The organism is Oceanobacillus zhaokaii, assembly GCF_003352005.1.
GTDB classification, from domain to species: domain Bacteria; phylum Bacillota; class Bacilli; order Bacillales; family Amphibacillaceae; genus Oceanobacillus; species Oceanobacillus zhaokaii.
On the sequence record NZ_CP024848.1, the window covers coordinates 396,517 to 408,810 of the forward strand.

At 37.8% G+C, this 12,294-nt stretch carries 11 protein-coding genes; 6 read left to right on the top strand and 5 right to left on the bottom strand.

Annotation, left to right across the window (positions count from 1 at the left end; translation table 11 throughout):
- Positions 1-162 precede the first annotated feature (162 nt).
- Positions 163-1,731: a Vga family ABC-F type ribosomal protection protein gene (locus CUC15_RS02075; protein WP_114915137.1), complete on the bottom strand. Its 1,569-nt coding sequence runs from the start codon at positions 1,729-1,731 to the stop codon at positions 163-165.
- Between the two features lie 1,037 nt (positions 1,732-2,768).
- Here CUC15_RS02075 and CUC15_RS02080 point away from each other — a divergent pair.
- The 5 genes from CUC15_RS02080 to CUC15_RS02100 all read left to right on the top strand — a co-directional run bounded on the left by CUC15_RS02080 (position 2,769) and on the right by CUC15_RS02100 (position 7,056).
- Entirely contained in the window at positions 2,769-3,101 is a 333-nt protein-coding gene (locus CUC15_RS02080; RefSeq protein ID WP_114915138.1) for a PadR family transcriptional regulator, read from the top strand.
- A complete protein-coding gene (locus CUC15_RS02085; protein ID WP_114915139.1) occupies positions 3,098-3,757 on the top strand; it encodes an HAAS signaling domain-containing protein in 660 nt (219 codons plus the stop codon). The genes CUC15_RS02080 and CUC15_RS02085 overlap by 4 nt, the downstream gene beginning before the upstream one ends.
- 149 nt (positions 3,758-3,906) lie before the next feature.
- Positions 3,907-5,388, top strand: a complete 1,482-nt coding sequence (locus tag CUC15_RS02090; RefSeq protein ID WP_242985928.1) for a DUF4153 domain-containing protein — start codon at positions 3,907-3,909, stop codon at positions 5,386-5,388.
- Positions 5,389-5,407: 19 nt separating this feature from the next.
- On the top strand, positions 5,408-6,106 hold the full coding sequence (locus CUC15_RS02095) for an undecaprenyl pyrophosphate synthase (protein WP_114915141.1): 699 nt from the start codon (positions 5,408-5,410) through the stop codon (positions 6,104-6,106).
- 329 nt (positions 6,107-6,435) lie between these two features.
- The gene (locus tag CUC15_RS02100; RefSeq protein WP_114915142.1) at positions 6,436-7,056 is read left to right on the top strand and encodes a nitroreductase family protein; all 621 of its coding nucleotides are present in this window, start codon (positions 6,436-6,438) and stop codon (positions 7,054-7,056) included.
- Between the two features lie 203 nt (positions 7,057-7,259).
- Here CUC15_RS02100 and CUC15_RS02105 read toward each other — a convergent pair whose 3' ends face one another.
- The 4 genes from CUC15_RS02105 to CUC15_RS02120 form a co-directional block, all read right to left on the bottom strand.
- Positions 7,260-7,841: a hypothetical protein gene (locus tag CUC15_RS02105; protein ID WP_205317643.1), complete on the bottom strand. Its 582-nt coding sequence runs from the start codon at positions 7,839-7,841 to the stop codon at positions 7,260-7,262.
- Positions 7,842-8,127: 286 nt separating this feature from the next.
- Complete coding sequence (locus tag CUC15_RS02110) at positions 8,128-9,141, bottom strand: NAD(P)/FAD-dependent oxidoreductase (RefSeq protein WP_114915143.1); 1,014 nt, start codon at positions 9,139-9,141, stop codon at positions 8,128-8,130.
- A gap of 19 nt (positions 9,142-9,160) precedes the next feature.
- Entirely contained in the window at positions 9,161-10,183 is a 1,023-nt protein-coding gene (locus tag CUC15_RS02115) for a FecCD family ABC transporter permease (protein WP_114915144.1), read from the bottom strand.
- Complete coding sequence (locus CUC15_RS02120; RefSeq protein WP_114915145.1) at positions 10,180-11,196, bottom strand: FecCD family ABC transporter permease; 1,017 nt, start codon at positions 11,194-11,196, stop codon at positions 10,180-10,182. The genes CUC15_RS02115 and CUC15_RS02120 overlap by 4 nt, the downstream gene beginning before the upstream one ends.
- A 119-nt stretch (positions 11,197-11,315) precedes the next feature.
- Here CUC15_RS02120 and CUC15_RS02125 point away from each other — a divergent pair, with 119 nt between their 5' ends.
- Entirely contained in the window at positions 11,316-12,284 is a 969-nt protein-coding gene (locus tag CUC15_RS02125; RefSeq protein ID WP_114915146.1) for an iron-hydroxamate ABC transporter substrate-binding protein, read from the top strand.
- Positions 12,285-12,294: the final 10 nt, after the last annotated feature.

The window sequence follows — 12,294 nt, forward strand, 5'->3', positions numbered from 1 at the left end:
TCCCTAGTAAATTAGCTGAAATAATACGGAAACCCGCCGATATTTACCATTGTCCCGCTGATATTCGACACAATAAATCGCACAATCTCAATCACATCAAGTATTCCACAAACCCTAAGAAAAAACACAAGCGCCTATAAAAATAGGCGCTTGCTTCAATTATTATTCCTTTAGTTTCTTCTTCTTTGCTAGTAGCAATTGGAATTCTTCGTCTAATTCGGCTGATTTTTCGAAGCTAAGCTTGCTTAAAACTTCAGTAATTTTCGTTTCAATTCGTAGTAGCTCCTCTTCAGCAGGATCAGGCTCTTCTTGCGGAACATAGGTTTTATATGCTTCATATGTTCCTTCAAACAGCTTTAGCTCTTGATTTTCAATCGACATAATCCGATTGGCGATCGTCGCAATGAAACGGCGATCATGTGAGACAAGGAAGATGGTTCCTTGATAATTAGCGAGAAGATCCTCTAGTGCTTCGACTGCTTCAATATCCAGAAAATTCGTTGGCTCATCCAAAATCAATGTATTAATATCACATACAAATAATTTAGCGAAAGCTACTTTTACTCGTTCGCCACCGCTTAGAACTTCTACTTTTTTATAAACATCCTCACGGTAAAAGTGAAGTCTAGCAAGAACTGTTCGAATTAACGTTTCGTCCTGTTTCGATGTCGAACTGACATTTTCCAATATCGATTTATTAAGATCCAGTACGTCTAAGTTTTGACTGAAATAACCTGCTTTCATCGCGGGGGAGATGGAAATACTAGCCTCATTATTTATGATCTTTTTAATAAGTGTTGATTTTCCTACCCCATTTTTACCGATTATCCCAACCTTGTCTCCACCTTTTATATGAAAACTTATTGGATTCCAGAGGATGCGCTCGTTTATTTTTCCCGCTAGACTTTCTGCACGTACTACGATTCGTCCTTTGAACTTTTCCTCATTTGGCAATACCATTTTTATTGGCGGGGCTTCTTTGACTTTTTCTACCGCATCTAATTTCTCGATGCGGGTCTCAATTGCTTTCGCAGCCTGATTCAATTTCTTTTGCTTTTTTGCGAAATATGGCCTTGCACCGGTAATGCTTGCTTCAGATGCACTAACATTTTTTGGCTTCTTAGTTGCTCGTTGTGCTTTTTGTTCCTTTAATTGCAGTGCGTTCTCCAATTGCTTCTTCTTATTTACATATTGCTCATAGGCATTTTCCTGACTTTTAATTGCCAATTTTTTCTGTGCGATATAATCAGAATAGTTGCCTTTGAATTCTGTTATCATTTCATTGTCTAACTCCCAAATCGAGGTGCAAAGGGAATCTAAAAATGTACGGTCATGGGAGACGATAATTAATGCACCTTGCCATCTTGCAAGCTGCTTCTCTAATTTCTCAATATGCTCAGTGTCCAAGTTAGTTGTCGGTTCATCCGCAAGTAAAATGTCTGTTTTTCTGGCAATTGAGTGATTGATATATTCCTGTGTTACTTCTCCACCACTCTTTGTAGTATTTGTATTCTTTAATTGTGGAAGCAGCTCTTTAGTTGCCTGGGAATCGATCGTTCCCTCACTAATTTCCCTTGTTCCAGCGAGAATTTCCAGTAATGTCGTTTTGCCGCTCCCGTTTCTTCCAACTAAACCTATGCGATCATGATTCTCAATCTGGATATGCTCGATATCAAATAATAGCCGATCCTTTACATAATATTTCAAGTTGTTTATTTCTAATAATGTCATACGCTCATCCCCATTTCCTTCGATGTTGGAGACAAAAATGCCTCCTATTCATTTTCAGAATAGGAGGCATAGTGGGGTACAGATAGAAAGGGATATAAAGATACATCCCTACTGTAAACCAAGAAAATCACCAATCCTATTCTGAAAAATTCACTTTACGACAGCTTTAAGAAGACAGAATTAGCTTCTGTTCTTAAAAATGTCTTCCGCCTGAATGTTTCAAAAAAATAGGATTAGTATTTCATATTCTCTTGGTTCACCCTTCCGTGTTCGATTATTAATATTATAAATGATAATCGAGTGCATTGTCTACTGAACATTGAGAAATAGTAAAAAGGCATGCTCCCCACCGGGACCATGCCTTCTACCCCTATTACAGGGTGCACACGGAAAATTTGTTGTTAATTTCCGATTATAGTTTCTTCAAATCCAAACCATAGTAACCGACGACCACTTACGAAGCTCGTCAATGCAGTTTGGCTAGTCTGACTGTTTACGATACAGTAAAGGAGGTTTGAAGCCACCCAGCTTCAAATCCTCCCTGATGTTCAGTCAGCATCCACTTGCACTTTCACAAAAAAGCTACTTGTCTTCCTTTTATCTTGCTGCGTGAACGAAATCATTTGAATCAGACTCCAGACGAGCAAACCGCTAAAAGCTTAAAAGTAAATTTTCCGCCAAGGCTGTGCATTTCTCCTCATTGAAAATCATCTGTAATCAAGTTGTACATCATACACTACAAGTTGAATACAACACTCTTTTCAATGGTAGTTCACCTTGTATTTAATGTTTACCCTTATTTATGGATGATAAACCTTTTAAAGGAGAATCTTACTTTTTCTCTCCTTATAAGCTCCTATCCTTCCCTGAAATCAATAGCCATAAGAGAGAAAGTGCATTTCTTACTGCTGCCCGTGAGCATTCTTCATCTAAAAATGCACTATCCTCCCAACAATATTTAAAATAAAAAAATCCTTTACATCCCACTATTATTTTTATATAGTGGAGATACCTAATAATTCTAGGTAGGTGAAAAAATGTTTAATCGTGAGCTTGTGAAGGGGAGTACATCACTTCTCGTATTGCAATTATTAAATGAACGTGACATGTATGGTTACGAGTTAGTAAAAGAAATGGATCGTCGTAGTGGTCACAGCCTGCAAATGAAGGAAGGGACGTTGTATCCTGCACTTCATAAGATGGAAAAGCAGGAATATATTGAACACTATTGGCAAAATCAAGAAAAGGGCCCTGCCCGTAAATATTATCGAATCACCCTGGAAGGCAAAGACATTTTGGCTGAAAGGACAACGGAGTGGCATCGCTATGTCCAAATGATGAATAATTTAATTGGGGATAGTAAATCATGAGCTCCTCTGAAGATGATTTATTTAAATCCATCGCTTCCTCTCGTTTCTTTAAGGAATTAGAGAAAGAAATAGGAGATCATCCGGAAAAAGATAATATCATGCTGGAGTATGAAATGCATGTATATGATTTGCTGCAGGATGAGCCAATGGATGGAGAGTCTCTTTATGATGAGCTTGTGGATAGATTAGGGACACCCCGAGAGCTTGCAGAGATGTGGAAACAAGAAACTGCAATCACACCGAAAAAGACCCAATGGCTATTTGTAATACTCAATATTGCTATTTTTATTGGTGGAATATTGCTAACGATTAGCTATAATGCCTTTGATTGGAAATGGGCAGAAAAAATATGGGAAACACTAACAGATGCTAGGTTTTTGATAATTCTTGTCTACATGTTGTTTTGGGCACTGTTAGGTTATGAAATAGGAAAAGAATTCGGTCAAGGTGGGTATAAGCTGCTGAGAAAAACATTTACAATATCAATTATACCTAACATTGGCTTTATGTACTTAGTTGTATTTAAATTTATCCCATATGAGTGGTTTGAGCCACTTTTAAGTGTTCGTTTCATTTTGATTTGTATTTTTTGTACTGTAATCCTGTATCCAATAAGCTGGATCGGATATCGCTGGGGCAGGAGAGCATCTGTATAACTTATTAGTTAGGAATGCACCCGAAACTTCTTAACTAATAAGTGCAATGATTGAGTGGCAATCGTAATTCAGTTTTTGATGCGTCATGTTTTGTTTGTATACATAGTATATCTATGTATGTCGTATTCCTAGGTATTGGAGGGTTAATAGTGGAAATTCATTTAAAGCAGAAAGATTGGTTATTTTTACTCGTTTGTTTTGGGCTGGGAATACTGGCAGAGCTTAGCTTCTTCCACGGCAGAATTGGCTTAGCGTATCCTCTGTTTATCACCGGATTTTATCTTGTTATTTTTCTCAGGTATAGACTTTCCTTTAATCATCGGCGAATCGGTTTACTCATTATGGTTGCTGTTTGGATTCTTGCAGGGAGCTTTCTATTTAATGATACACAATTCTTTTATGGATTGAACATCTTAATCATCCCTGCACTCGTTTTTTACCATCTCGTACTAATTACAAGTCCGAGGAACTTGAAATGGGAGAGGCTAGGATTTATACGCCTGTTAACAATGAAGCTTCTAGAGGGAGTTCAGTATAGTACCGCATTTTGTAAGGTGCTGTTTCGGCGAATCTTCAAGAACATGAATGAGACAACAATACAGCTTATAAAACGAATTGTTATTGGGTTGGCAATTGGCATTCCTTTACTTTTCGTTGTTATTGTCTTGCTTATGTCAGCTGATGCTGTGTTTGAAGAACTGATTTTATACCTGCCTAATTTCGTCTTTCAGCTTAGTTTTCAAGAATGGATTTTCCGATTTATTCTCGTTATTTTAATTACGCTATTATTTTTTGGGATTTTTCAAGTATTACACATTCGGTCGAAATTAAGACCAACAAATGATTTTCTGCTTCAAGAGGATAAAAAGAAAATCCGCTGGGATGCTGTGACGGCTATAACGGTGTTAATTATGCTAAACGTAGTCTATGTATTGTTTGCAGCAATCCAGTTACCATACTTCTTCAGTGATAATTTACTTGGCGGATTTACTTATGCATCTTACGCGAGGAGGGGATTCTTCGAGCTCTTGTTTGTGACGTTAATTAACTGGACGATTTTAATCAGCTGCTTGAAACTCGTGAAGACAAAGGCTAGGCGAACGAGGCTTACATTAAAGGTATTGTATACACTGCTAATTGCTGTCAGTGGAATTATGTTGGCTTCTGCTTATCAGCGCTTAAGTATGTACGAATCGGCCTATGGATTTACATTAGATCGAATCTTGGCGCATGCGTTTATGATCTATCTTTTGGTTATCTTTGCTTACACCTTTATACGGGTTTGGCTAGAGGGCTTGACCTTACTGCATTTCTATACGATTACGGCACTTGTTTTCTATGCAGTGCTGAATATGATGAACGTGGAACAAGTGATTGTAAATAATAATCTGGAGCGGTTTGAGCAGACGGGGAAAATTGATGTTTATTATTTGGATTCCCTCTCCTATACAGGGCTTGGTGGATTAATAGCGTTATACGAAACGGACCCGGTTTACCCCGAGTTGAGAACAATACTCCAATACCGGAAAGAAGAAGTGAACAATGAGCCTGAAAGTACATGGCAATCCTTTAATTTTACTAGACAGGAAGTAACGGAAAAAATATTGAAATTAGATCTTGAGATTAATTAAGAAGGTAAGGTGGGATAAGATGTTTTCATCAGTTCCGGAACATGTAGCGATTATTATGGATGGTAATGGAAGATGGGGAAAGGCGAGAGGTCTCACTCGAAGCGAGGGGCATTATGCAGGTGTTCAGGCAATGGAAAGAGTGATCGATGCCTGTATCGATATTGATATAAAAATATTGACTCTTTACGCATTTTCCTCTGAAAATTGGTCCCGACCTAAAGCGGAAGTTAATTATCTAATGTATCTTCCGGTTAAGTTTTTCAATCAGAAGCTACCAGGATTTATGAAAAGGAATATAAAAATTCTTGTATCTGGGGATATCACAACGATCCCTGATTCAACTAGGAAGGCGATAACGAAAGCAATGGATAAGACCAAAAATAATACGGGCTTAATTGTAAATATCGCCTTTAATTATGGTGGGAGAAACGATATTCTCCAAGCAGTCCGTCAAATGGCAGAAGATGTACAAAATAATCACCTCGAATTGGATAATATTAATGAAGGGTTATTCGAAAATTATTTATATACAAAGGCATTGCCAGATCCGGAAATATTAATCCGTACAGGTGGAGAAAAACGGATAAGTAATTTTCTTCTATGGCAAGTGAGTAATGCAGAATTATATTTTACAGATGTATACTTCCCAGACTTTAATAAGGAAATGCTTATGGAAGCAATCGGTTCTAGTGAAGCTAGACATGCGATTGCGGAGTAATGGGAGTATGACAATTATTTTGCTCGGATGAAATACGATTTGATAAATAATCCAATTATACCTAGTATTTTACTACTGGGAAAAGTAATAGTGCTTCCAACACTAGTTATCTGAAAGCAATCGGATAACTAGTGTTTCTTTGTCTTCATTTAATTAATTCAAAGTTTAAATGCAATTGACAAGCAATAAATTAAATGTCATAATATATTTAATTAATAATAATTTAATTAAATATATTATGACTAAATGTAGAGTAATTAATAACTAAAGCTTTGAAAGTGAATTTACAATCACAAAAAATATTTTCTGTAATTCTAAGGAGCGATAAAATGGCTGAATTTGAAACCATAGTGAAAGAGAGACGGTCTGCTAGTAATTTTTTGCCTGATAACCCGATTTCGAGAAAAGAATTAAATGAAATTTTTGAAATGGTAAAACTAGGACCTACAGCCTTTAATCTGCAGCATGCAAATTATATTGTAGTGACGAATCCTGAAATAAAAGAAAAATTAAGAGAGGCTGCAAATGGCCAATACAAAGTACACTCATCTTCAGCGGTCATTATCGTTACAGGTGATAAGCAGGCCTATAAAGATGCTTCAAGAATTTATGAAGGACTATTGATGTTAGGAATTATCAATAAACAGGAGTATGATTATCAAGTTGAAGATGTTACTTCCTTATATGAAAATCGTGGCGAAAGCTTTCAGCATGATGAGGCAATTAGGAATGGTTCCCTTTCAGCTATGCTGTTTATGCTGGCAGCGAAAGATAAGGGCTGGGATACTTGCCCGATGATAGGATTCAACTCAGAACAAGTGAAAGAAGTGTTAGAAATAAGTGATCAATTTGAGCCGGTGATGATGATAACTATCGGTAAGGAAAAAGTAGAGAGCAGAGGGCCAAGAGGGTATCGTAAACCCGTCGAGGAGTTTATAACATATATTTAATAATGAGCCTGGATTTGGCAGTGTCGCTTCTAATTATTTCTTTTTCTATTCAAAACAACGGCTTCCATGTCTCATACATGGAGGCCTTTTTTTATCCTGCATAACTGTCTACTATTGACGCCACTTATTGAAGTTTCACTTTATGAAATGATTAATAACGACATATAGGCAGTATAATCGGTATTACTTTTACTGCATTTAAGTTATATGCCAATAGATTCCATGGCAAATGCAGAAGTTGTATCTTTTAATGCTTCTACTCCCTTGAATAGATTAGTTAAAGGCCCCTCATAAATTAAATCAAATTGTTCGTCCTGCTGCAGATCATCTGGAGTGATTAATGATAAGGGCTTTGAAAGGCGGAGGATACTAGCTTCATATAGAGCAGTAGCAACAAATTCTGAACAAAAAAATGCATTTTCCCTAATGATTGGTTTATTGAATAGTACTGCAAATAGTCCTAAGAAGTTGTATTTATAGCAATGCTGCTGTGATTCTATCTTTTGTATGAATAGCTTTAAATGCATCATTTGCTCCTCTGTCACAGTGCAGCTAAAGATGGCACCTTTTGCATGTTTGAATAGTCCTGAGCGAACATTTTCTTTAACAAATCCGCCAATAAATGGATTGTAGGGATTTTTCCTGCCAAAACTATAGGTTTCTAATAATTTGGAATCGAAAGCGAAGGATGCGTGATTATATGGTTTTTTTGTAAACATCTTTATCGTTCTAGTAAATAGTGTTCCTGTATCTGTTAGCAGTAAATAAATCTTCTTCTCATTCATTATTTATCTTCCTCTAAATTCATTATGTTTCTTATACATATATATTAATGAATTTGTGAAATGAAGATAACCAGCTTGAGAAATAGTTGTTTGTAGGTCTGGAGGCGTATTCTTGGAGGGGATGGTGACAGCTAGTTTTAGAAAAAAGCCTTTGGAATAAACGAATGACTCGTGAGACCTGATGTCCGTAAGGCATTCGTTTTAATCTCTTAGCAGTTAAGAAAGCATAAAAACTTTCTTAACGAATAAGTGCAACTAAGGCTGTTACCGAAAGGCTTGTTAAACCTTAGTTTTCTAAAGTTAATGGTTCATAGTGTGTAGAGAATAGATGTTTCAATGGTTCATGTGGCAAAATAAATTGCTTGGCACTGTTTACTGCAATCGGTCCTTCATTAAAGCCGCCGGCAATTAAGGCGAGCTTATTCGGATAGTTTGCAACGTCACCAATGGCGAATATTCCCGGGAGCGATGTAGACATTGTTTGATCAACAAGTATAGTTCCATTCTCCATATCCATGCCCCATTCAGCGATTGATCCTAGGTTAATTTCAAATCCATGGTTGACAATAACATTATCAACGGCTATTTCTTTTGTAGCATTCATAGCGACTTGCTTCACAAGCGCACTGGATATTTGCCCATTCGTTCCTTTCAGTTCAACCAGTTCATACGGATTAAGCACTTCTACCGATGAATTCATCATTTTACTAACATTACTCTCAATTCCAGTGAATGCTGGCTTTCGATAGATTAACGTAACGTTATTCGCAATCGGTTCAAGTTCATTTGCCCAATCAACCGCAGAATTTCCTCCGCCAGAGATAAGCACATTTTTATCGCGATAGCTCTCTAGCTTTTTAATGGAATAATGAAGACTTCTCTCTTCAAAATCAACTGCATTGTCAATATCGAGCTTAACGGATTTCAATGAGCCAAAGCCAGTCGCCAGCACAATCGTCTTCGTATAATGCTGTGCACCATTATTGCTTGTTAACAGGAAGGTGCCATCCTCGAGTCTTTCCATATTCGTGACCTGTTCATTTAATACGATTGTTGGATCAAAGGTCATTGCTTGCTTAATCAAATCTTCCGTTAGCTTTTCTCCAGAAATCATTGGTATTCCGCCGATATCCCTAATTATCTTTTCCGGATAAAAATAAGGAACCTTCCCTCCGAGATATGGTAAGAATTCAATTATCTTTGTTTTCATTTCCCTCATTCCGCTATAGAAGGCAGTAAATAGCCCGACAGGACCTCCGCCTATAATCGTAATGTCGTAAACATCTGCTTGCTGTATCATAAGAAATCCTCCTCGCAGCTCATTTTGCTTTCATTAATAAATAGATAAAATATGGTGCACTTAATATCGAAACAACAACACCTACTGGGATTTCTGACGGTGCTAAAATATTCTTGCCAATCGTATCAGCAACCATCAGAAGTAATGCACCAATTAAGGTTGATATTGGGATGATCAGTTGATGTAATGGGCCAATCAGTTTTCTTGCTATATGGGGGACGACAAGTCCTAAGAAAGCAATTGCCCCACCCGCTGCAACAGCCGCTCCTGCTAATGCAACAGCAATTAGCAGTAATATTCCTCTTTCTTTTTCTATTTTAATCCCGAGTCCTGCAGCTACTTCATCGCCGAGGTTGAAAACATCCAATGCCTTTGCTTTATAAATGGCAATCGGAATTAGCAAAAGTGCCCATGGCAATAGTGCAAGTACGAAATTCCAATTTGCATTCCATATATCTCCAGCAAGCCATACAGTTACTTGACGATAGTTCTGGGGATCCATTCTTAATTGTAATATCGTGAGTATTGCACCGAACCCTGCATTCACTCCTATTCCGACTAAAACTAGCCGAATAGAATTTATCCCGCTTCTCCATGCCAATAAATAAATTAGTACTGCTGCAAAGATTGCCCCGATTAAAGCAGCAAACGGCATAAGGAAAATCGATTGTATTCCGGTTAAGGACAGCATATCTTGGAAAAAGTAGATATACAAGACAACTGCAAGACCTGCTCCAGTGTTGATTCCTAGGATTCCAGGATCGGCAAGATCGTTTTGTGTTACGCCTTGCAGGATGGTGCCGGAAACAGCTAACATAGCGCCAATTAATAATGCCAAAACAATTCCAGGTAAACGGAAGTCAAACAATATGAGTGCCTGCTGCTCTGTTCCGTTATGTAAAAGCGTATTGATTACTTCTATTGGTGTAATCTGGATGACTCCAGTACTTAAGCTAATAAAAAACATTATTATTATAAAAATACCTAGTGTTATCATCATCCAAATAAATTGGTTCCGCTTTTTTGTTTTAACGGTATTCATTTACTTCCACCTCCGCTATTTCGTGCTAAGTATAGGAAGAATGGAACACCAATGAGGGAAGTAATTGCTCCAACTGGTGTTTCAAAAGGTGCATTCACCAATCTTGAAACAAGGTCTGCCAGCACAAGTAATAATGCACCAAAGATTGCGGAAGATGGGATAATCCATCGATAGTCTTTTCCCATAATAAACCGAGCAATATGCGGAATGATCAAGCCGATGAATCCCACTGCCCCCGCGATAGAAACAGAAATCCCGGTTAATATAAGAACAGAGAAAATGCCGAGAATTTTTATTAAAGTGTTATTTTGCCCTAATCCAGTTGCCATATCCTCTCCTAAACTCAGGACAGTAATTGACTTTGAGATGAATAAAGCAATTAGCATACCAATGATTCCGAAAAGGGTGAGCAATTTTACAGCATTCCAATTAGCACCATCAAGCCCGCCAGCCATCCAGAATCCTATTTCCTTTTCTAATTGAAAATGTAAAGAAATGACCGAAGAGATAGATCTGATCAATGCTCCAATTGCTACACCTGCTAGTGCCAATTTAACGGGAGTCAGACCCCCAGAAGACATTGAACCGATAATGAATATGATTGAAACGGCAATTCCTGCCCCAATTAAGGAAGCAAATGTTCCTCCTAAATTCGATACAGCAGGGTAGAAGGCCAAAATAATAACGAGCGCAAATGCAGCCCCATCAGTAACCCCCATTATAGAAGGGGATGCGAGCGGATTTCGCGTCATTCCCTGCATAATTGCACCCGATACCGCCAGAAATGCGCCAATAAGAGCAGCGGCAATTGCTCGCGGCAGTCGTAGCTCTTGAACGACTTGATGGGCTATTATTTCTGGCTGAAAGCGAAAAACAGCCTGCCATACGGTTTCCAATGGTACTTTTGTCGCCCCATAAGAAACAGATAGAGCGATTGCCCCGACAAGGGCTGTAAATGTTATTATATTGATGAATGTTTTTAAAGTACTGGAATGATTAATAAATGCACGCATACAAATCTCCTATTTGTTAATAGCTAATCTGTCTGAAAAATAATATTGACGAACCTACTGAAAATGATTATCATTATCATAAAATCTAAACTAAATTATATCATAAAGGAGATATTATAATGAATACAAATCATAAAAAAGAATTTCTTTTTTTTAGTATAATGATTTGCATAGCCCTGCTTTTAGCTGCCTGTGGTAATAATGACAGCGCATCCGATTCCGAATCAACGGATCATGCAGGGAGTGCAGAAAAAACGGAAGTAAAGCTTGATTCTGAAATGGGAGAAGTTACGATTCCATCAGGTGCAGAGCGAGTTATTGCACCGTTTCATGAAGATGCACTATTAGCACTAGGTGTTACACCTGTTGCGAAATGGGCAATTGGCGAAAGTCTGCAATTCCATTTAGAGGACAAGCTGCAAGATGTACCAAAGCTTGAATGGACATTGCCATTAGAGCAAGTACTTAGTCATGAACCAGATTTGATTATTTTAGAGAATAATATGGAAAATTATGAAGGTACATACGAGGATTATAATAAAATTGCTCCAACCTACGTTATGACCAAGGAAACAACTGGAGATTGGCGTAAACAGATTGAAGTCTTTGGTCAATTGCTAGGGAAGGAAAAAGAGGCGGAAGAAGCTTTGGCGGGATTTGAGGATTTAGTAGCCGACGCGGGGAAACAATTGGAAGTAGCAATTGGTGACGAAACGATTGCGGCAATCTGGGTAATTGGTGGTCAATTCTTCGTGTTTGAGAAAGATCGTCATAGTGCAGACGTACTTTATTCAGAAGTTGGATTACACTATCCATCATTTGTTGAAGCATTAGGTGAGGCAACTCCAGAATGGAACCCAATCTCTCTTGAAAAACTATCTGAACTCGATGCAGATCATGTTTTCTTATTAGCTGCAGAAGGTGAAGAAGGAATTGAAACATTAGAGAATAGTAAGGTATGGAAAAACATACCAGCAGCACAAAATGATCAAGTATATGTGCTTGAGGATGCAAGCAGCTGGACGAATAAAGGATTTACAGCATCTGCGAAAACAATTGATGCAGTATTAGATACATTAGTTAAATAAGTGAAATGCT

Excerpts from the sequence above, each read along its gene's own strand:
- CUC15_RS02110 (WP_114915143.1), bottom strand. The coding sequence starts at position 9,141 with ATGATACAGCAAGCAGATGTTTACGACATTACGATTATAGGCGGAGGT.
- CUC15_RS02105 (WP_205317643.1), bottom strand. The coding sequence starts at position 7,841 with ATGAATGAGAAGAAGATTTATTTACTGCTAACAGATACAGGAACACTA.
- CUC15_RS02075 (WP_114915137.1), bottom strand. The coding sequence starts at position 1,731 with ATGACATTATTAGAAATAAACAACTTGAAATATTATGTAAAGGATCGG.
- CUC15_RS02115 (WP_114915144.1), bottom strand. The coding sequence starts at position 10,183 with ATGAATACCGTTAAAACAAAAAAGCGGAACCAATTTATTTGGATGATG.
- CUC15_RS02125 (WP_114915146.1), top strand. The coding sequence starts at position 11,316 with ATGAATACAAATCATAAAAAAGAATTTCTTTTTTTTAGTATAATGATT.
- CUC15_RS02080 (WP_114915138.1), top strand. The coding sequence starts at position 2,769 with ATGTTTAATCGTGAGCTTGTGAAGGGGAGTACATCACTTCTCGTATTG.
- CUC15_RS02085 (WP_114915139.1), top strand. The coding sequence starts at position 3,098 with ATGAGCTCCTCTGAAGATGATTTATTTAAATCCATCGCTTCCTCTCGT.
- CUC15_RS02120 (WP_114915145.1), bottom strand. The coding sequence starts at position 11,196 with ATGCGTGCATTTATTAATCATTCCAGTACTTTAAAAACATTCATCAAT.
- CUC15_RS02100 (WP_114915142.1), top strand. The coding sequence starts at position 6,436 with ATGGCTGAATTTGAAACCATAGTGAAAGAGAGACGGTCTGCTAGTAAT.
- CUC15_RS02095 (WP_114915141.1), top strand. The coding sequence starts at position 5,408 with ATGTTTTCATCAGTTCCGGAACATGTAGCGATTATTATGGATGGTAAT.